Source organism: Mycobacterium scrofulaceum (assembly GCF_001667885.1).
In the GTDB taxonomy this organism is placed as follows: domain Bacteria; phylum Actinomycetota; class Actinomycetes; order Mycobacteriales; family Mycobacteriaceae; genus Mycobacterium; species Mycobacterium scrofulaceum_C.
Genome location: NZ_LZJW01000109.1, coordinates 1 through 19120 on the forward strand (window position 1 = coordinate 1; position 19120 = coordinate 19120).

Sequence of the window (19120 nt, forward strand, 5' to 3'; positions counted from 1 at the left end):
GTCACCGTCGGCAACCATGTGCCGCATCAACTCCGCATCGTCGGCCATCAGCCGGTTGCGAGTCCGGTGGTCCAGCAGGATCTTCGCATGGGTCTCGGCCATCGCGCCGAGTTGTTCGGCCAGCGTTGATTTCTTGGCCATCGCCGCGGCGACCTCACGGTAGAAGCCTTGTGCGCCATGCTCGATGGCGGCTTCGATCAGGACATCGCGATCGACGAAGTACCGATAGATGGTGCCTCGCGAGACCTTCGCCATGCGCGCCACGTCCTGCACACTGGTGCGCTGGATGCCCAACTGAGCGAAGCATTCGTTCGCCGCGTCGAGAATCTGGTCACGGCGGTCGACGTCGGCGCCGGCCGCCGATTCGCTGGTGACCGGATCAGTCAACATCTCACTCCTACGAGGCCGAGGGCGGTGTTCTCAGGTCTTCATGCTACGCGACGTGCGGCTTTGCGCCCGGGAGCCGCCCCGGCCCTGCGATGACGGCCGCACCCCCGGGTCTTTCGAACGGCGGGGGGCGAGGCGGGTGTACTAGGCACCGCCGCGGCGATCTGCAATCATTGGATAATTGAACGCTTAATGTTCCATTGTTACATCGCAGCAAGGAGTGGTCTTGTCTCGTCTCGAGGACAGATACGCGCTGGTTACCGGCGGGGCTCAGGGGTTGGGCGGGGCCATCGCCGAGGAGTTGGCCAGCCTGGGCGCTCACGTTTCAATCGTCGATCTCAACGGGGAGAAGGGCCTTGAGCGCGTCGAGCGCATTCGGGGCAATTCCGGGCGGGCCTCCTTCATCAGGGCCAACGTCGCCCACCGCGATGCGATTGAAGCCGCCGTTCAGGAGGCGGCGGAAACCGGGGGCGGCCGCATCGACGTCTTGGTCAACGCGGCGCAGTTCTTCGCGATGCCGAAGGCACTGGAATTGGTCACCGACAAGGATTGGGAGCTTTCTGAGGCCACGGGGCCCAAGGCTACGTTCCGGTTCATGCAGCTCTGCTTCCCGTTCCTGCGCGAGTCGGGGCGGGCGTCGGTGATCAACTTCGTGTCGGGCTCCGCCCTCGCCGGCATCGCCTACACCGCTCCGTACTCGGCGGCCAAGGGCGCGGTGGCGGCACTGACCAAGGTGGCCGCGAACGAGTGGGCTCGCCACCGCATCCGCGTCAACGCGGTGTGCCCGTTCGCCCTCACGGAGGCTCAGGAGAAACTGATCGGAACCGAATGGGACAACTACACGCGCACCGCCGCGGCCTCGCCAATGAAGCGCGGCGCCAGCCCCGTGGAGATCGCGCCCGCCGTGGCGTTCCTCGCGGGGGACGACGCGGCGTTCGTGACCGGCACGGTGCTTCACGTCGATGGGGGCATGACCGAACTGTCGACGGTGGACTACTCGCAATCGCCGGGAGTGTTTGGCTAGCAGTCGATTCCCATACCCCATGACTGACATACCAGACACTCCCCGGCCGGTTCCGGCGCTGACGGTTCTAAGTCGGCCCTTCTGGACCGCCGGCGCCGACGGAGTGCTGCGCATGCAGCGCTGCACCGACTGCGGGCGGTTGTGTCACCCGCCCGCGCTGCTGTGCCCTATTGATCACGCGGCGACCGAGTATGTCGACCTCAGCGGCCGCGGGTTCGTCGAATCCTGGACGGTGAACCGCCATCAGTGGTTCCCGGGGTTCGCGCCGCCGTACGTGATCGCATTCGTCAACCCGGTCGAGGACGCGCGGGCGCGCCTGCTGACCAACCTGGTGAACGTCCATCCCGACGAAGTCACCCCGAATATGCCCGTTCGGGTCACGTTCGATCGATGCATCGACGGTGACGACGAGGTGTTCATCCCATTGTTCGAGCCGGAGCGCTGATGAATGATGCGGTGACCGATCGGGCCATCATCAGCGGCATCGGCCAGTCGGCAATCGGCCGCCGGCTGGGGCGGGACCCCCTGGAGCTCACCGCCGAGGCGTGTCTTGCCGCGGTTGCCGACGCCGGCCTGTCGTTGGCTGACATCGATGGACTCACAACCTATCCCGGGTCCTCGCAACCCGGCGTCGGGTTCTCCGGGGCGTCCCTTCGCGACATCCATGACGCGCTGGGGATCAACCCGAACTGGGTCGCCGGGGGAGTGGAATCTCCGGGGCAGCTGGGCGCCGTGGTGGACGCAATGCTCGCCGTCACAGGCGGGCTTGCCGATCACGTCCTGTGCTGGCGCAGCATTTGGGAGGGCACCGCCCAGGGCGCCGGCCGGCGCAAGGGGTACGGGTCTGGCGGCGGCCGCCCCGCCGGGATGCTGGGCTGGCAGATGCCTTTTGGTGCGACGGCGGCCAACCTGGCGGCGCTGCAGATTCGTGCGCGAATGCTGCGGTACGGCCTGACTCGGGAGCAACTCGCGTCGATAGCTATCGCGCAACGGGCCCACGCCGCCCGCAACCCCACGGCGATCTATCGCGACCCACTCGACCTAGACGCCTATCTGAGCGCGCGCATGGTTTCCGACCCGTTGTGCATGTTCGACTGCGACATCGCCTGCGACGGCGCGACCGCATTCGTCGTTTCGCGTGCCGAGCACGTCGCGGGGCTGGACCACCCGGGGGTGGCCGTCGAGGCTCTCGACTGCGCCCACCACGACCGTTTCACCTGGGAGGGAGGTGAAGACATCACCCGCATCAGTTCGCGCTGGTCCACGATCTGGGATCGCACCGACTTCACCACCGCCGACGTCGACGTGGCCTCGTTGTATGACGGGTTCAGTGTCTTCGTGCTCTGCTGGCTAGAGGACTTCGGCTTTTGCCCAGTCGGAGATTCCGGGCGGTATGTCGCCGACCCGGGGCGCATCTCGCTGGGCGGACAATTACCCATCAACACTGCCGGAGGGCAGCTATCCGGCGGACGTCTGCACGGCTTCGGGCATCTGCATGAAGCGTGCCTGCAGATCCGTGGCGAGGCGGCTGCGCGACAGGTCGACGGTGCGAAGCTGGCCGCGGTCGGCGTCGGGGCGGCCAACAGCGGGACCACCGCGATGCTGCTGCGGCGGGCCTGAGAATGCCGTCGTGCACAATGATCATGCGACTCCGAGGAGGTAGTTGATGGCCGAAGATCAGGCGCCGAAGTTGGGCTTCATCGGGCTGGGCAATCTTGGTGCACCCATGGCCAAGCGGTTGGTCGGCTGGCCGGGCGGGTTAATCGTTTTCGACGTAAGGCCCGATGCGACAACGTCATTCGCCGACGCCGGAGTGCAGGTCGCCGACACGGTGGATGATGTGGCGGCCGCCGACATCATCAGTGTCATGGTGCTGAACGACGAGCAAGTGCGCGACGTGGTGGCACGGCTCGCCCCGCTCGTCAAGCGCGGCACCGTCATCGCGATCCACTCGACGATAGATCACAGAACCGCAGTCGAGCTCGCGGCGGAACTGGAGCCGACCGGCATTCACGTCATCGATGCACCGGTCAGCGGCGGCGTGGAAGCGGTGAAGACGGGTGACCTGGCTGTCATGGTGGGTGCTGAACGGGGCGTCTACGAGCGCGTCAAGCCGGCCTTCAAGCAGTGGGCGTCGATGGTGGTTCACGCGGGGGCACCGGGCTCGGGGACCCGGATGAAGCTGGCGCGCAACATGCTGACTTTCACGTCTTTTGCGGCCGCCTGCGAAGCGATGAAGCTCGCCGAGTTGGCGGGTCTTGATGTGCAAGCGTTCAGCCGGGTCGTGCGCCACACCGACGCACATAGCGGTGGCACCGGCGCAATGATGTTCCGCGACGACATGAGCAGGCCGCTGGCCCCGGATCACTTCCTGTACCAGCCGTTCCTGCACACCCGCGAATTGGGGGAAAAGGATCTCAGCCTGGCGCTGGGCCTCGGCGGCGAGGTGGGCGTGGACCTGCCGCTGGCGCAGATCGCTCTGCGAGATCTCGCCGAAGGACTGGGCGTGCCTCACGCCGCTGCGACCGAGTCTCAGTGATCAAGACTTGGCGAGGCTCGTCGACGCGACCTATCCACCGATCCATCACGGCCCGATACCTCTGCTCGGCCACGCTCAACTCCCTCATTCAGGGAGTGTCAAGGATCAGCCGAAGCAACTGTCAAGCATCAACCGAAACACTGTCAGGCATCACCCGAAGGTGAAATGTCCAGCATCAGCCGAAGTCATACAGGCCTTGAGTGCCCCCGGCAGGATTCGAATTAGTCGGCCACCCAAATCCGGCCATGCGCCCACGCCAGCGAAAAGGGGCGTCTAGCAGGCACTTCACTGCGGTTGGCCGTTCGCTGAAACCGCTGGCAACCGATGGCATGTAGCGTGGGAGATAGCACGGAGATCGCACGAGGGGAAAACCACCATGGCATGCACCAAGGGCAGCCGGGGCTGGGGGCACATCCGCAAGCTGCCGTCCGGCCGCTTCCAGGCGTCCTATGTCCACGAGCTTGTACGGCACAACGCGCCGACGACGTTCAGCACCAAGCCCCGCGCCGAGGGCTGGCTGGCCGACGAACGCAAGCTGATCGAGTTGGACAACTGGACCTCACCGGCCCGGCGCGCAGCGGCCCGCACGGCCCGCGTAATCACAGTTGGGGAGTACGCGGCGCAGTGGGTCAAGGATCGCCCGGTGAAGGCTCGCACTCGCCTTATGTATGAGTCGCTGCTGACGCAACACATCAAGCCGAAGCTGGGCGCGCTGCCCGTCGACCACCTGACTGCTGACCGGGTGCGGTCCTGGTATGCGGGGCTGGGCACCGAGCACACCCGCCGGAACTCCCACGCGTACGGCTTGTTGCATGCCGTCATGGCGACGGCCGTCAAGGACGGCCTGTTACCGGCCAACCCGTGCCAGATCGAGCGCGTGATGAACCCGCAGCGCAAGCGGGAGCCGGTCATCCTGTCGGTGCCCGAGGTCGCCAAGCTGGCCGATGCTGTACCGGAGCGGCTGAAATCCGCCGTCCTGGTGAGCGCTTGGTGCGGCGTGCGATGGGGCGAGCTGATCGAGCTACGCCGCCGAGACATCGACGTGGACAGCGGCGTGCTGTACGTCGGCCGGGGAGCCACCCACCGGGGCGAGTGCCGTATCGACACACCGAAGTCGGGCAAGCCGCGTGCAATCGTGATCCCGCCGCACATCCGCGCCGACCTCAAGCACCACCTGGACGTGTTCGCCGAGAAGGGCAAGGATGGGCTGGTGTTCCCACCACAGCGCGGAGGCTGTCACCTCAACGACAAGGTATTTCGGGAGGCAATTGCCAAGCCGCTCAAGGACATTGGGCGCGATGATTTGCGCATACACGATCTGCGGCACTTCGCGGGCACCCAGATAGCCCGTGTGGGCACCCTCGCGGAGAGCATGGCGCGGCTGGGGCACAGCACCGTGCGGGCCTCGCTGATCTATCAGAGCGTGGTATCCGGCCGGGATGCTGAGATTGCTGCCGCGCTAAGCGAATTGGCCGCTGACACGCCCTAACCCGAGCATGTGACAGAAATCACAAAAGGCTCCCTGGCCAGGGAGCCTTTTCCCGTATGCGCAGGCCAGGCCGGGTGCGGATGGATCGTAGAAACGCGTTGTGGACAAGTGCCGAATCCCGTTGGAGCGCAACATAAGTCGGGCGTAGCTTCGGTGAGGCGTGCTAAGGCGACAGCTTCCAGCACTAGCCAACATCATGGAGCAAAAAGAAGGACGGCAATGAGCACCACCACCAAGCCCGTATCAATCCCACTGCAGGACGTTCGCGGAAGATATGGCATCCCGTATTCGACTGTGCGCCAATGGATTCGCGAAGGCCGCTTGAAGGGCTATCGGGTGGCCGGTGGACGTCAGGTGTACATCCGCACTGACGAGCTAGAGGCGCTGTTCGTACCCACCCACAGTGACTAGACCCAAGTGACAGCAGCCGGACGCGCACACATACCTACTGCAATCCGAAGAGAGGGCGGGGCGCACATGAGACAACGAAAGGACCACCAGCACAATGCCAGTCATCGAGGACGGGCCACCAGGCCTTAGAAACGGCGAGAGCCGGGGCGGTCAAACCCCGGCCTCCGCACAACACCAGTCGCAAGCCAACGACTACCGCCATTCTAACAGACAGGTTGCATGGTTCGAAGTCCAATTGTGGCGCGACCGCATGCTGGAACAGTCTGGCGTGCAGTCGTTCCCGATGGTAGGAACACCGGCATGGTGTGCGCTGCGCGATGACCACCCGGCGAAGCTGGCCGCTGCTCTCGATGCGGCTCAGCACTGGGCGCTCAGATTGGAAACGGCGCAGGAACAGCTAGCCGCTGCGGCACAGGCTATCTCTGCGTCCGAAGACTGGTCGGCAATTGCGAGGATGAACCGCGACCGAGCAGACTTCCTCGACGCGAACTCGTGGGCGAGGCGGGTGAGCGCAGCATGACGTGGACAAAGACCGGCGACGAATTCGCTGACGAGTGTTGGACACTCACCGACGCCGCATACCGATTGCACCACGAAGGGCTGACGTGGTCGAACCGCAAAGGCACTGAAGGTCAACTCGCCAAGGACGACATGAGGCGCTGGGCCAAAAGGCCAGAGGCGGCAGAAGAACTCGTGTCTGTCGGGTGGTGGGAAGACCACGGCCAGCACTACCAGATCGTTCATCACCTCGGCTATCAGAGGACGCGTGAACAGGTCGCGCACCAGTCGCTGGTCAATGCGAAGAACGGCAAAAAGGGGGGCCGTCCCCGTAAGCAGAAAACCGAATTGGTTAACGAACCGCTAAGCGAGTCACAAACCGAAACAGAAAGCGAGGGGGACAGGACAGGACAGGACAGGCCTGGACAACGCAACAGGGGTACGTCACTAAGCAACGGGCAGCGGAAAAGCGATGGACCGGACCTTGATGCTGACTACGCGGCCGACCTTCGCGAGTGGTGCGAGCAGGAACCATGACCGCGCTCTCTTCCAGGCTCTCGAACCACCAACACACCACCAACCCGCAAAGGAGACATCGCGATCGCAAATGAAGCCTGAAGTCCATTTTGGCCAACTTGACGATGGCTGGTGGGCAATCGAATTCAAGTACGACCGCGAGGTGGTCGCTCTGCTCAAGGCTATGCCGAAGAATCACCGCACCTACATTCCGCGCCGGACTGTGAGCTGTTCGGCGTTCGCTTGGTGACGGCCGAGGAGCTGGGCCGCGAGAAGGCGGAACGGCAGGCCTATTGGCCGGGCGACGAAAGCGGGTGGGCTGATGCGCTATTCGCGAGGGTGGAGCGTGACCGGCCCGACCTGATCGAGCCGGTGTTTCGCGCACTGTCAAAGGTGCTTTACAGTCACCCTGGCGAGTCACCTGCCCTGCAAGCCGAATTGAACGCGGCGCGTGAGCGGTTCATGTCGTCAAGGAATGTGTCGTGAGGGCGCATCGTCCAGGACGGCTCGACCGTGCCGCTCCGGTACTACCATCCTCAGGGCCGCAAAAGATCCGCGAGCGTGGAGCTGGGGGCTGGGATTCGCTATGTCTGGCCTGCTCGCGGGAAGGGTCCGCCCGGCGGGGCGGCAAGCTGGCGCTGCATTGGAACGACCGCAAGGCGCACTTGCGGATTGCCAACATCCGTTATGGGACTGCCCGCGAGAACTACGAAGACGCAATTCGCAACGGAAGCACGCCTTCGGCCGGACGAGCGACAGGGCCGCAGCAGTGACCGCTTCGACTCCCGAACAGTACGCCGCCTATGTGGCCGGATTATGCGTCGACTGCTTCAACCCGTCCGCACTCAGCAGGACGACCACGCGGCGCACGCTGCCGTAAAAAGTATTGGGCCACAATGACACGCGGAGTACTAGCACAATGAGTTATCACGAATATTGCCGCCGGGAGTGAAGTCGATATGTCGCTGATCAGGCGAATTTGCAAGGTATGTGATCAGATTGGATCACCTGGTCCTGTGTCGAGGTGCCGCTGGCCATTGCCGCGCTGTCGCTTCACATGCCACAGTGTGCATATGTCGGGGCCAACTTACAAGAGTGTCCACCGGGCAGCGCGCAAGCGCCTAGCCGGTCGGCCGTGTGCCCGCTGCGGGGCCACCGTCCGCATACAGGCCGCGCTCAAACCCTCAGCGCCGCAATCTAACCTGCGCTTCGACACGCAGCGCCGCTGCTGGTGGTCGGTCGATCCGTCAGATTACGCCGCCCTTTGCCCCAAGCACCATGCTCGCGCCGACTATCTGCTTCGCACTGCGCCGACCCGATTCCGCCAGCGGGTAAGCCGTGCGCCCCGCTGCCGGGAATGTGGCCTTCCCGTCATGTGCGGGCAGCCTGGCAATGTGCACTTGTCGTGCGCGATGGCCTCTGCATCCTGAAACACATTGAGCCACAACGGCTCGGTGTCAGACGAATGCGGGTCCGCTCGTCTAAGCTTGGCCCTAGCAGCCTATTTCGATTCAGTCAAGGAGAGGCCATGGCACCCGTTAGCTCCCCATTCAGCCCTCTACCGGGCACCGCCCCAGCGCGTACCGCTTACCCGCCGCCCGTGCCGGTCGGCTTCATCGACCCTGGGGGCACCACGCCGGTCGAACACGGCTACCGGACGCAACAGGCGGTCGTGGACAACTACTACAGCCCCTATCGCGCAGCGCACTCACCGAATATCTCGCCGGATGTGTTGAAAGACAATGCCGGAGCCTTTCAGGTGAGCGATGCGGCGTTGGCCCTGCAACCAGCCCTCGACGCCGTCAAGGCCGACGCCGACGCCGCGCAAAGCCGCGTGGACGATCTGGTCAGGGGCCAGAAGGTCGGCAACGATGTCGAGGCCCGACTTGCTGCGCAGTCGTTCTGGCACCGCAAGGAGCGCGTCCTGGACAGCGTGACCGACAAGTCCAAATTGCATACGGCCGTCCAGGATTGATCCGTTCCGCGCCTGATGCGCAAATCCCGACGCTCAGTGAGGAACTCCCCGACTACCTGGCCTCGCGAGGCGTTCCGGCCGACTGGCTGAATGCGGCTCTAGCGCAGCGTATTCCCGGACTCGATGAAGCGCAGGCCGAGGCCACGCTGAAGGCCAAGCAGTACGCCGTCTTGGTGCAGAACCATCACGCCCTGACCAAGGCCATTGCCAATGACACTCCGGCGCCGCCGATCTACTCGCCGTTCAGCCCCGCGATCACCGGTAAGCAGTACACGAATGGTGAACCGTACCGGCCGGACAGCGCCTAGCCATGACTGCGCAGTTGTGCACGGAGTGGCTGACGCTACATGTTCCCGTCCCGCCGGGCTGGCTGACCGCCCGCTCGATTGATGAGGCGGTGGCGATGGCTGCGGCAAGGTTGCGGTGGATGTTGGGTCAGCGGGCGCAGCAGCAGGTACACGAGCGCGCTGTTGCGCGGTCTGCTGAAAGGGCGCCCGCCGGACTGCCCTGGCTGCTGCTGCGGAGCGGGCGGTTGCGGAAGAAGCTGTTGCCGCACGGGGCTGAGTGGTGATGGCAACAATGATTGATCGGCTCGGACCGCTTTCCGAACGAAGGCTTCCTTTCCTCGGCCTTCCGGTCTGGGCTGGTCTGTCCGTTGGGCGCAGTGCTGCTGCAACCCGTTCCGGTGGCGCGCCTTGGCGTAAGCCGCTGGCGACGGGGCTATGCGTCGAGCGTCGAGGGCGCGAGCTTGTTGCTGGGCTCGGTTCCTGGCTCCCGGCCCGGCCCTCAGCTTCCATCGCTACGGTAGGAGGATCTCCACATGGGCCAGGTTGACAGTCACGGAACCAAGGGACGGCAGTCAAAGGCGACCCCCGCTGCCCCGGTGTCGTCTATACGGGTCGGCGCGCCGGTCACGGCGCAGGACTGTGTGGGTGACCTCGACATTCTGACGGCCTGGCGCACCGGGCGGCTGGCTCCGCTGGGGATTCCAGCACCGCCGCTCCGCCAGGCTCGGAGTATGCCGTGGAGCTAAAGGGAGCGGTAGGTGCCGCATAGGAATTCGAACCGGCGGACTGAGCGTCACCCGCCACAGCGCCGAACCGGCAAATCGCGTCGCAGCGCTGCGCCCCGGCCCCGCCGCTGACAGCTCCTGACGTCGAGCGGGACTAGTCACGAGGAAGGCGCATCGCAACCGCCAAGTACGCGTACCAGAGCTGAGACGAGGGCCGTGGAGATGCAGCGGTTCAGAGTCTTGGGGGTGCGTTGGTCGGCTAGCTTGAGTAGTCAAAGACCGTTCCATCCATGCCCTTCGGAAACCGAAAGCAGCTAGCAATGGGCGCAACCGTCATCGTCGTCGATACGAATATCATCCGTAACCAACCTCTGTTCGACTCAGACACATGGATTTATCTGGTCGAAAAGGCGGATGAATGGGACTTGCGATTTGTAGTCCCTGCGGTGGTGGAGCGCGAAGCCTTAAAGCATGTTCCCGAGCGGTGGCGCGTGATTCGGAATAACGTCAAAAAGCTATGGCTTGGTGACTTTGGTCTCACCAAAGTTCAGCAGGGAATGTTGGAAGTTATCGATGCCAGCATCGAAGGTTATCCGAAAGCCTTGCGAAATCGACTGGAAGAAATAGGCGCTGAGATCGTTCCGCTACCGTCAGGGATAGACCCAATGGATCTGGCTCAGCGTGCGATTGATGGGCGCGCGCCCTATTCGAATAAAACGAAAGACAGTTTCCGTGACGCTTTGATTTGGCACACAGTTCGAAGTATCGCGACCGAGGATAGCGATTGCGAGGTCTGGATAGTTAGCGAGAACGAGAGCGATTTCGGTGCGCCAGGCATCGATTCCGAAGAGTGCCCTTATCCACTGCATCCTGACTTGATCGACGAGGTAGAAGCTGAACAGGCGTCTGGCCGCATCAAGTACGTTTGCAGACTGGGTCGACTCAAGCAGCACCTGGATGCACGCTACGACCCGTTGCCTGACGATGAACGCGATGCTCTACTTAATCGCGTCAATAAAACTGCACTCGAAAATGTGCTGAGAGACGAAGTCATAAAGATGCGTTTGCAGCCTGCCGCTGCCGCTTTGCCGCTCGCAACGTTTAAAGCATCAATTCGGGAACTTGTGATCAATACGGACGACCTCGAACTCGTTGACGCAGCCTGGCGCGGAGCCGGCGCATGGACAGCGCAAATCAACATAACCGTCGATGCCATGATTGATTTAGCCACAATTACAGGGGATACGACTTCGATTCGAAAAAACCTACGGGTGGATGGCCGAATGGAGATCAACGCAGACGGTGATGTGGTATGGCTGGGCGTGGCATCGGTCGAGGCCTTGCCTGAAGATCCGATGCGCGGTGGGTGGGAACAGTTTCAAAGCCGATGGCCGAACGAAGTTTTCAACCTCGACCAGTACCGAGTGCTTCCGATGACCGAGATCGCGGCCGAGGCGGCACGCAAGTTCTCTGAGGGCCTTGACACCCCGAACATGACTCAGATCGCGGCCGAGGCGGCACGCAAGTTCTCTGAGGGCCTTGACACCCCGAACATGACTCAGATCGCGGCCGAAGTCCAGCGAAAGCTTGTCGATGCCATCGCTTCCGACTTCACTGCAACGGCGGCCGTTGCCGATATTCAGAGAAAGGTCGTCGACGCCTGGACCGTGAAATTCATGACCGATGCGATGTCGGAACGGGACGAAGCCCGAGAAGTGCCCCCTCCCGACGTGCCTGACCTCGATGGCGGAGCGATAGATGATGGCGATAAACCGCCAGAGATCAAAGAGTAGGTATCGACACGTAGCATTCTCGGTTCAGGCTGCGCCACTTAACCTCCCAACTCCGCTCGCGCGCCCCCTTGGGGCCCACCCCCTACCCCTATTGAGCGGTGCACATGGCCGAACCATGTCACGGGGGTCCGCACGCTTGGCGGCTGACCTTCTGGGGCCTGACCTGCGCGGACAGCTAACCCTTGCTGCGGGGGCAGCTAATGCGTTGCCGGGGCTGTGCGCCATGCTCGCGGACTTTCAGGCCGTCCGAGGGTCACGGTACCGGGGCCGCATGTCGGGCCGTTGGAGGCGAAGCGCCCAATGCTTGACCTGCTGGGATATGCTGTGTGTCATGGCGGCGAGAACCAAAGCGGCACAACGGCTTTTGGCGGCGCTTGATGACGAACTCGCGGCGGCGTCGAAATCCGCAGGGACAGACCTCGTTTGGTCAGCGGCTGAAGAGCAGGTGCGGGAGTTGCTTGCCGATGCGGTGGACCGGCGCGTCGAGTTGAACGGGCGCTACAAGTCGGTGGAGATGGTGTCGCTGAAGTTGAAGATAGCGGCCGAGATTCGGCTGCTGGATTCGGCTATCACACGGCTGCTGGCACAACTATCCACCGAAGCGCCCGAGCCGCAGTCGGTTACGAGCAGGAAGGCGCAGATGGCTGCGCGGAGCCGCTGGGACCGCGAGAGGATGCGGCAGGCGGCGCAGCGTGGCTGAGCGTATCTGCACCGCAGACGGATTCGACAAGCAGGAGGTTGCCTGATGCCGGTCGAGCGGAACAGTCGATCGCGGAACGCCAACGGAGACATGGAAATTCACGCGCCGGGTGCTTACCGGCATGTTGTCGAAAAGCGCGCTGAGCGTGAGTTATTCGATGTGGATAACGTGGTGCTGTCTGACGTCACCGGCGACGAGTGGGCCGAGCATGAGCGGAGTTACCGGGCGCGGGTGACGGCGCTGGTTGATCAGCGGCTCGCGGCCGGTGAGCCGGTTCGCGCTCAGTCGTGGGAACTGCCTTCAGGGCTGCATGCGCCGTTTGAGTCGTTCCCGATAGGTGGTCAGCGCGGCTTCGTCGTAACATGCGATGAAATAATCACTTTGGTCCCAAGAAGGGCGAGAAGCGCATGATCGTTCTGGGCAAGGCCAACAGCATCGCGTTCAGTGACGGTGACAGCAGTCCGCACGTTGTAGATGAGCGCGCCGGTCATGCTCCCCTGTTGTCCAGGCCCGGTGAGCCGGAACCCAACGTGACTCGTGGTGAACGGCTCCAACCGCCGCAGGCACGGCCGCGCCGCGCCGCGTCTCGCACCATCGAGCAGGCCCGCGCTGTCGGCTTGACAATGCCGGAGGCTCTGGACTTGAGCGCCGAGGAAGTCGCGGCGTTCTCAGCGCCGCCGAAATCGGCCCCAGATCAACGCTGACGGCCGAACCGGGCCGGTCTGGATGGCAGGTACCGGCCAGGGGATTTGGTGGCTCTGTGGAAGGTGATCAGAATTGATCACCTTCCGGCGCGATTTCCTGTCCCGTGCAGCACGAAGCCCCCGACCGAGAGAGCCGGGGCTGAATGTCGTTGCGGCGGTTAGCTACTCAGAGGTGCGCGAATCGGCGCTGCGCCTGCTCGTACTGCTCGATCATCTCCTGCTGGACCCGCTCGACTTCCGAGGAATCAATGAGGAACATCTCACCGGTAGCCAGAATCTCAGGCTGAGCGTTGTACGGCAGCCAGCCGTGCTTCGGCTCCCACCTCGCGGATGGTGCCGCCAGCCAGTCGGCCGACGAGCCACCGGCCGGTGCGTCAACCCGAAACAGCTTGCCGGCCGGACCCGGCCCGCCGTTCGCGTAGTACAGCACCGGTGCGTCCCCCTTCCCATAAAGATTCCCCACATCGAGTGCAACGCTCAGTAGCACGCTCCTATTTCTCTGAACTGCGGAGACGCGCTAGAGGAGTTGCGGGCAGTAGACAAGTTGCGCGCTGGTAACGAACTTGCTCGCAGATTCCTGGTCCCTCCACATCGTGAGGCGCTGCACGTAAGTGACTGTTTCTGGCCGTGGGTGCGCTGCGAGGTAGTTGCATGCGTTGTGCGCGTTATCAATTGCGTATTTGGCTGCGTTAGCAGTCGGGAGGTCGATGCCCATGCTCCGCAACTCTGCGAGAAACTGGTTATCCGCGCTTGTGAACACTGGCGGTGCTGACCAGTGGGACGGCGGCGGCGGGACGTAAACGGGTGGCTCAGGCGCTGCCCTCACACTCATAGTCGGTGGTGCTGGTGTAGTTGCCACACTCGAAGACGTTGGCAACGGAGAAGGGGTCGGTTGCCGCTTAGTTGTATTCGAATGGTGCCGCTCAAAAAGCGTTGATACCAGCAGGAGCAGCGCGGCGGTGACGGCAACAACCAGCACCGTGAGACCGGCCCATGTCAGCCGACCGCGCCGGTTGGTCGGTGCCTCATCGATGTCGTCATCATCATCGGCAGACCAGGCCAACTCTGGCGCCTCGATAATGGGCTGCGGCACGGCGGCGGTTTCGGCGTCCACGCCGTGCTCGGAGGCGGCGGTGTCATCGCTGCTCATGCTGCGACGGTACACAGCGCACACAGAGAAAACCTGACGCGCAGAGCCCGTTCATCCATCGTGGCCTCAAATCAGGCGGTTCGTCCGTCCCCCGTAACCGTCCGGTGGCGCAGGCCCAGCGCTTCCTTAATGCGCACCGAGATGACGACGAGCCGTTGCCCTCGACGGCGTCGGGGCTCCCTCGGGCGCGGGGCGCCGCGCATCGAAAGGCGGGTTCATCCCTCCCGCGATGCGGCAAGTTCCGCAGCTCGGTCTCTAATTCGCTTTGAGGGGTGGCTTCCTTGAAGTTCGCTTACTACGGCCCGTACCTCGGCGGGAATATTCGCCATACCCGCCAGTGCGCTCAGGGTTCGGAGTGGAACGTCGACCCCGTCGTCACGCAGCAGCTCCGCCAGTCGGCTCGTGGCGATGTCTGCATTGGCCGACGCTCGGTCGGCGGTCCGCGAGAGTGCCCGAATCACCTCTGCACGGACGTTGGGGTTGCCGTCATGGCTTAGCTGGACGGCGAGCGTCTGGATCCAACTAGCGTCTGATCGTTCGGAGAAACTGCTAAGAGTCACAGCCGCCGCCTCGACAGCGGTTGGCTCTTGCCGTGAGATCAGACGCGCTGTGTAAGTGAAGGCCTCGTCGTCCGAGATGAAGCGGTGTGCGAATCCAAACCGCAATGCTGATGGATAAGGGGTGAAAGTAACATCGGGGGCAACCCACGGGACTTCGGGCTGTTCAATTGCTGCCTTCATCCGTTCCCTGTATTCGCCAACGACGCCGGAAGGTACAGAAACACGGGATGCTGGCATCGCATCGAATCCCAGCGAGCGGTCGGAGCGGGGTATTTCCGCATTTGTCAGAAAATCAAGAACGAACGCCCACATAGCAGCGTCTGCATCCGGAATAAATGACAACGCGGTAGATGCAACTTGCGAGGCGACGACCACTCCCCGTCGATAACGATGCCGCTCGGCTTCAGCAGCAATAGTTCGCATCTCCTTCGCTGCTATCTCGAAGATTCTGACTGCCTCTTCGATGGGCGGATTCGTCTGTTGGCGCAGACGGTAATTAAGCCTATCCGCGGCCCAATTGAGTGAATCGCCAGTCTCCGGTGGTGGATCAGCAGGTATCTCAAGTGCACGTTGCACAGCGTCCACGGTGAAAGACCCGATGAGGGTGCTATTTTCAGCGACCAAGCTTCGCCAATCGGCGCGTACTCCGTCGGAGACATCGGCCCATACAATCCGTCTAACGATGTCCGCAAACATCCTGTCCCAGAGCTCATCCTGGAGTCCCCTGAGGCGGGCTTGTTCGAGCAGGCGCTCAGCAACGAGCGAGGAGGCGCCTGCGGTGCCGCCGAGCGCGGCGGCCGCAACCCATGCTTCTCCGTAGCGCGAAGAGGCGATTTGCGATGAACCGGGCGCTAGCGCAGGACCGCCATCGTTGATCAATTGCAGGACTCCAGAGAGCGCAACCTCTGCCTCTGCTCGGGGTAGCAGGTCCGCGCCCGCGGACAGAACAAGTAATTCGACATCTCGGATACTGCTGTCAGGCAACCGATTTGAGATTATCTGACGGCAGTCAATCGCAATCGCATCTAGGGGACCCCCACTGAGCATCCGATTGAGTAGGAGCGAAAGTTCCTTCTCGGATTCGGAGTGTCGAAGGAGTCGCACGCAGGCGGCCGCGTCGGGACGGCGCAGGCTTGGCAGTGAATTAACCAGTCGCATCATGGCAAGCTGCTTGCGATACGAGTACGCCGCCTTATGGCTTAGGCGCTCTAACGCTAGTGTCTGGAAATATAGATCGGGATCGCTACGGCTCCATGTAGTCACGATATTGCGTTGCAGTTGAGAGGAGTACAGGTCGTTTAGCCAGCGACCGTACTCGTCCGCTGCGCCGCAGGCGATATTCAGGTAGGCCTCTGACCAGCCGTAGACGCGTGAATGGTCATTCCCTGTCTTGTCGCTATGAAGTATCTGGTCAGCGCCTATGCCGCCTGGCACGAGACTCCACACGGATTGGCGCAGCGCCATCACAATTCGATCGACCACCACAGATGAAGTGGCATCGGAAATTTCACTCAGCACAAAGTCGCATTCGGAGGAATCGACTCCGGTCAACTCATCAAGGCATGTGGCGACATCGCTAAGAAACTGATGCCCCCGGTCTCGGCGCCGGAGCGCTCGTTGGGCCAACAATGCCGCACGTATCAGGCGGCTTGGAGAGTCTTGTTCTTGCAGCCTCGCTAGCGCCGACTCCAGAACTTGTTCACAAAGCCCGTATCGATCGCCACCAGCGATGTAAGGGCTGATCACGACGGCCAAGCTGCCAATTTTGGCAAGGTCATCTGTCAGCGCCTCATCGAGCAAATATTCTGTTAGTCCTTCGACACCGGCGTTCCCGTCGGTTCCGTAGATCATTCGATCAACGTGTCGAAGGGCCGAGTCGGGCTCAGCACGAGAATCTGCATCGGATGGGAAGATTTGCGGGCGCGCCCAGGCGGGCCTGAACCCCGAAAGCAGACCCGCGAGGTCTGCCTCGGGGCGAGGTGCGACCCGCGGGTCGCCCTCGAAGGCTGGCCCGATCTCTGTCGGGATCAATGCAGCTACCAGCCATGCCAAGTTCATAGATTACCTATCGACACAATTCTGTGGCCGTCTTTGTCACGGCGACGGCTACGGATACCCATATGCCCGGCCCCATTCAATGCTGCGCTCGATCATAGTGGTCATGAGCCCCTATTCGAAGCGCGTCTATCTCGGTCCAGTTGTTCCCGGACTTTTGTTCGATTATATGAGATATCAATTAGCTTGTTCTCAACCCATGTAACTTGCTCGTATGATGCCGTTGTTGGCTTCACAATTTTTGAATGCCCTGTGCTAAATGGATGCCGCTGTTTGTGAAAGACACCATAAGTCGCACTTTTACGGCCGACCACGCAGTCGTGTTCCCCATAGGCAGCATAAATTGGCAGCATGTAAGCGCGATTGCCACGACGGTCCAAATCGGTAGTATCTACATTACTGTCGAAGAATTCATGGATATCGGACTGGTACTTAGCTCCCCGCCAAAGATAGCGGATCTCAATTACTGCTGGCCACGCAAAACGCACTGCCCATTTTGACCCTTTAAGCGGGGAAGCGAAGTGCAGTAGGCCGGCTAATCTTTTGACCGAGTCCGGTTCCTGTGAGTATTGCTGCAAATAAATGCGAACGGCGTCTTTTGCTATCAACCCTCCAAGGCTATGAGCTATTAAGAAAACCTGGTCATAGATTCCTTGGAGTTCAACGATGCAGCGCGCCAGTTCCTCGGCCACCTGTGGCACAGACGGACGAACTCTTAAGTAACGACGCCTTCCACTGAAATAGTCGAAGACCGCTACATCCGGTGTTACCCCGTAGGTGCTTTCGAACATGCGCTTCGGGAATTCTCCCCATGTTAAGTAACCATCGCCGTTCAGACCGTGTACAAATACGACTACTGAATCCGTCCTCGGTGGAAGCATGCGCAGGTGCAGCGCCGCTCGGCATAGCTCGAATGAAACCGGCGCAAAGACTAGCTGCGGCATGACCTTGAACCGCGTCAGTCGATCAGCTCCCGGCCGGGGAGGGAGGATGTCCTGGGCCGGGGCATCGAGCGCTGATGGGGGCCTGTCAGGACCGCCCGGCGGTATGTTCTGATCAGAGGTCTCCGACATCAACAGAGGATGCTACTGGCTGTCCACTGCGAGAATTCAAACTTTCCAACGGGCGCGCCCCGACGCTGCCGCGTCGCCGCTGAGGCCAGAGCAGATCACCAAGCTGCGGACCCTGTTCGGCGTCGACTCGCCCGTCGGCTGCCTGGGGTGAACCAGTCCCGATGCCGCCCACGATGCGCTGGTGAACGCTGGCACATACTTAGAGAGATCGCACACGGATCGCACGAACCGCCGACCTGAAACCCTCAAAAACGCCCTCTGACCAGCCGATACATGCCTGTGCCCCCGGCAGGATTCGAACCTGCGACACCGGCTTTAGGAGAGCCGTGCTCTATCCCCTGAGCTACGAGGGCGGACCGCCTGAGCTTACCGGCCGCTTGCGCACCGACGGGCTCAGCGCAGCTCCGCGATGACCTTCGCGAAGTTCTTGATGTGGTTGTCCTGCACGGTGACGGACGTGACGCCGTACTTCTCGCGGTAGAAGTTCAGCCTGTCGGCCATCTCGCGGGGCGTCCCGCTGAGCACCGAGGTCTGCTCGAGCAACTCCTCGTCCGAGAGCTCCGGGGCGTATTGCCGGGTCATCCTCAGGTCGGGCATGGTCTCGCCTTCGGCCGGCAGGGCGGTGATCGCCAGGTTCAACTCCAGCGAGTCGAATCGGTCGCCGGCGGCCTTGCGGACGAACTCGATGCGCTCGGTCAGCGGGTCGTCGGCCTCTTTGACCCGCGAGCCGGTCAGCCCGATGATGTGGGCGTGCTGGGCGGCAATCGTCAGCACCCGGTCGCCGTTGCCGGCGATGAGGATCGGCGTCTTCGGGTGCTGCTCCTCGAGATAGACCGTCATGTGCTTGAGGTAGTCGACCCGGGCGCCCGCGCTGGGATACGGCAGCTCGGCCGCCTCGAATTCCTCGCGCACATAGCCGGTTCCAAGGCCGATCTCGAGACGACCGTCGCTCAGTTTGTCCAAGTCGCCGAGGTCCCGGCTGAGCAGGGCCGGCTTGTAGAACGCCGCATTGAGGACATACATGCTGAGCTTGAGTCTCGTGGTGACCATGGCGGCCGCGGTCAGCGCGGCGATCGGCGAGGCCGCACCCAAATGGTCTGGCACACAAAGAATGTCGAATCCGACATCTTCGGCGCGCTTCACCTTCTCGACGAATGCCTCGCGCGACCTGACGAAGCGCATGCTAATTCCGAAACGAAAATCCTTGGCCACCAACAACTCCGTTCAACAGATG

21 protein-coding genes and 1 tRNA gene are annotated in these 19120 nt (G+C 62.3%); 15 read left to right on the forward strand and 7 right to left on the reverse strand.

What is annotated here, in order from left to right:
* A partial coding sequence (locus A5681_RS16910) for a TetR/AcrR family transcriptional regulator (RefSeq protein WP_156738014.1) occupies positions 1-390 on the reverse strand: 390 nt, incomplete at its 3' end.
* 223 nt (positions 391-613) lie between these two features.
* On the opposite strand from A5681_RS16910, the gene A5681_RS16915 reads away from it, so the two are divergent.
* The 15 genes from A5681_RS16915 to A5681_RS27180 all read left to right on the forward strand — a co-directional run bounded on the left by A5681_RS16915 (position 614) and on the right by A5681_RS27180 (position 13048).
* Positions 614-1411, forward strand: coding sequence for an SDR family NAD(P)-dependent oxidoreductase (locus tag A5681_RS16915; protein ID WP_067277377.1), 798 nt, complete (start codon positions 614-616; stop codon positions 1409-1411).
* 19 nt (positions 1412-1430) lie between these two features.
* On the forward strand, positions 1431-1856 hold the full coding sequence (locus A5681_RS16920; RefSeq protein WP_067277242.1) for a Zn-ribbon domain-containing OB-fold protein: 426 nt from the start codon (positions 1431-1433) through the stop codon (positions 1854-1856).
* Entirely contained in the window at positions 1856-3031 is a 1176-nt protein-coding gene (locus A5681_RS16925) for a thiolase family protein (protein ID WP_067277245.1), read from the forward strand. Before A5681_RS16920 ends, A5681_RS16925 begins: the two co-directional genes overlap by 1 nt.
* A 46-nt stretch (positions 3032-3077) precedes the next feature.
* The gene (locus A5681_RS16930) at positions 3078-3950 is read left to right on the forward strand and encodes an NAD(P)-dependent oxidoreductase (RefSeq protein WP_067277249.1); all 873 of its coding nucleotides are present in this window, start codon (positions 3078-3080) and stop codon (positions 3948-3950) included.
* Between the two features lie 376 nt (positions 3951-4326).
* Positions 4327-5439: a tyrosine-type recombinase/integrase gene (locus tag A5681_RS16935; RefSeq protein WP_067277252.1), complete on the forward strand. Its 1113-nt coding sequence runs from the start codon at positions 4327-4329 to the stop codon at positions 5437-5439.
* 219 nt (positions 5440-5658) lie between these two features.
* Positions 5659-5850, forward strand: coding sequence for a helix-turn-helix domain-containing protein (locus A5681_RS26630; RefSeq protein WP_082968402.1), 192 nt, complete (start codon positions 5659-5661; stop codon positions 5848-5850).
* Between the two features lie 94 nt (positions 5851-5944).
* A complete protein-coding gene (locus A5681_RS26635) occupies positions 5945-6370 on the forward strand; it encodes a DUF2742 domain-containing protein (protein ID WP_082968403.1) in 426 nt (141 codons plus the stop codon).
* Positions 6367-6885, forward strand: coding sequence for a hypothetical protein (locus A5681_RS26640; protein WP_156738015.1), 519 nt, complete (start codon positions 6367-6369; stop codon positions 6883-6885). The genes A5681_RS26635 and A5681_RS26640 overlap by 4 nt, the downstream gene beginning before the upstream one ends.
* A gap of 225 nt (positions 6886-7110) precedes the next feature.
* On the forward strand, positions 7111-7350 hold the full coding sequence (locus A5681_RS16945; protein WP_067277264.1) for a hypothetical protein: 240 nt from the start codon (positions 7111-7113) through the stop codon (positions 7348-7350).
* A 1114-nt stretch (positions 7351-8464) separates the two neighbouring features.
* Positions 8465-8839, forward strand: coding sequence for a hypothetical protein (locus A5681_RS16950; RefSeq protein WP_067277277.1), 375 nt, complete (start codon positions 8465-8467; stop codon positions 8837-8839).
* The gene (locus A5681_RS16955; protein WP_067277279.1) at positions 8836-9147 is read left to right on the forward strand and encodes a hypothetical protein; all 312 of its coding nucleotides are present in this window, start codon (positions 8836-8838) and stop codon (positions 9145-9147) included. Before A5681_RS16950 ends, A5681_RS16955 begins: the two co-directional genes overlap by 4 nt.
* Before the next feature lie 1024 nt (positions 9148-10171).
* Positions 10172-11644, forward strand: coding sequence for a PIN domain-containing protein (locus A5681_RS27475; RefSeq protein ID WP_197498624.1), 1473 nt, complete (start codon positions 10172-10174; stop codon positions 11642-11644).
* Positions 11645-11975: 331 nt separating this feature from the next.
* Positions 11976-12344: a hypothetical protein gene (locus A5681_RS16970; protein ID WP_156738016.1), complete on the forward strand. Its 369-nt coding sequence runs from the start codon at positions 11976-11978 to the stop codon at positions 12342-12344.
* A gap of 45 nt (positions 12345-12389) precedes the next feature.
* Entirely contained in the window at positions 12390-12755 is a 366-nt protein-coding gene (locus A5681_RS16975) for a hypothetical protein (RefSeq protein WP_156738017.1), read from the forward strand.
* Positions 12752-13048, forward strand: a complete 297-nt coding sequence (locus tag A5681_RS27180) for a hypothetical protein (RefSeq protein WP_156738018.1) — start codon at positions 12752-12754, stop codon at positions 13046-13048. The genes A5681_RS16975 and A5681_RS27180 overlap by 4 nt, the downstream gene beginning before the upstream one ends.
* 166 nt (positions 13049-13214) lie before the next feature.
* Here the strand turns inward: A5681_RS27180 and A5681_RS16980 are convergent, their stop codons facing one another.
* The 6 genes from A5681_RS16980 to A5681_RS16995 form a co-directional block, all read right to left on the reverse strand.
* Positions 13215-13478: a hypothetical protein gene (locus A5681_RS16980; protein WP_067277293.1), complete on the reverse strand. Its 264-nt coding sequence runs from the start codon at positions 13476-13478 to the stop codon at positions 13215-13217.
* 87 nt (positions 13479-13565) lie between these two features.
* On the reverse strand, positions 13566-14198 hold the full coding sequence (locus A5681_RS26650; RefSeq protein ID WP_082968405.1) for a DUF732 domain-containing protein: 633 nt from the start codon (positions 14196-14198) through the stop codon (positions 13566-13568).
* A 215-nt stretch (positions 14199-14413) separates the two neighbouring features.
* Positions 14414-16609, reverse strand: a complete 2196-nt coding sequence (locus tag A5681_RS27185; RefSeq protein ID WP_156738019.1) for a hypothetical protein — start codon at positions 16607-16609, stop codon at positions 14414-14416.
* A 308-nt stretch (positions 16610-16917) separates the two neighbouring features.
* On the reverse strand, positions 16918-17886 hold the full coding sequence (locus A5681_RS27190; RefSeq protein ID WP_231996341.1) for a hypothetical protein: 969 nt from the start codon (positions 17884-17886) through the stop codon (positions 16918-16920).
* A 280-nt stretch (positions 17887-18166) separates the two neighbouring features.
* A tRNA-Arg gene (locus A5681_RS16990) sits at positions 18167-18239 on the reverse strand.
* Between the two features lie 40 nt (positions 18240-18279).
* A complete protein-coding gene (locus A5681_RS16995) occupies positions 18280-19104 on the reverse strand; it encodes an LLM class F420-dependent oxidoreductase (RefSeq protein WP_082968406.1) in 825 nt (274 codons plus the stop codon).
* Positions 19105-19120: the final 16 nt, after the last annotated feature.

Excerpts from the sequence above, each read along its gene's own strand:
- A5681_RS16925 (WP_067277245.1), top strand. The coding sequence starts at position 1,856 with ATGAATGATGCGGTGACCGATCGGGCCATCATCAGCGGCATCGGCCAG.
- A5681_RS26630 (WP_082968402.1), top strand. The coding sequence starts at position 5,659 with ATGAGCACCACCACCAAGCCCGTATCAATCCCACTGCAGGACGTTCGC.
- A5681_RS26635 (WP_082968403.1), top strand. The coding sequence starts at position 5,945 with ATGCCAGTCATCGAGGACGGGCCACCAGGCCTTAGAAACGGCGAGAGC.
- A5681_RS16975 (WP_156738017.1), top strand. The coding sequence starts at position 12,390 with ATGCCGGTCGAGCGGAACAGTCGATCGCGGAACGCCAACGGAGACATG.
- A5681_RS27180 (WP_156738018.1), top strand. The coding sequence starts at position 12,752 with ATGATCGTTCTGGGCAAGGCCAACAGCATCGCGTTCAGTGACGGTGAC.
- A5681_RS26650 (WP_082968405.1), bottom strand. The coding sequence starts at position 14,198 with ATGAGCAGCGATGACACCGCCGCCTCCGAGCACGGCGTGGACGCCGAA.
- A5681_RS16970 (WP_156738016.1), top strand. The coding sequence starts at position 11,976 with ATGGCGGCGAGAACCAAAGCGGCACAACGGCTTTTGGCGGCGCTTGAT.
- A5681_RS16935 (WP_067277252.1), top strand. The coding sequence starts at position 4,327 with ATGGCATGCACCAAGGGCAGCCGGGGCTGGGGGCACATCCGCAAGCTG.
- A5681_RS16920 (WP_067277242.1), top strand. The coding sequence starts at position 1,431 with ATGACTGACATACCAGACACTCCCCGGCCGGTTCCGGCGCTGACGGTT.
- A5681_RS16930 (WP_067277249.1), top strand. The coding sequence starts at position 3,078 with ATGGCCGAAGATCAGGCGCCGAAGTTGGGCTTCATCGGGCTGGGCAAT.
- A5681_RS27185 (WP_156738019.1), bottom strand. The coding sequence starts at position 16,609 with ATGATCTACGGAACCGACGGGAACGCCGGTGTCGAAGGACTAACAGAA.
- A5681_RS26640 (WP_156738015.1), top strand. The coding sequence starts at position 6,367 with ATGACGTGGACAAAGACCGGCGACGAATTCGCTGACGAGTGTTGGACA.
- A5681_RS27190 (WP_231996341.1), bottom strand. The coding sequence starts at position 17,886 with ATGTCGGAGACCTCTGATCAGAACATACCGCCGGGCGGTCCTGACAGG.
- A5681_RS27475 (WP_197498624.1), top strand. The coding sequence starts at position 10,172 with ATGGGCGCAACCGTCATCGTCGTCGATACGAATATCATCCGTAACCAA.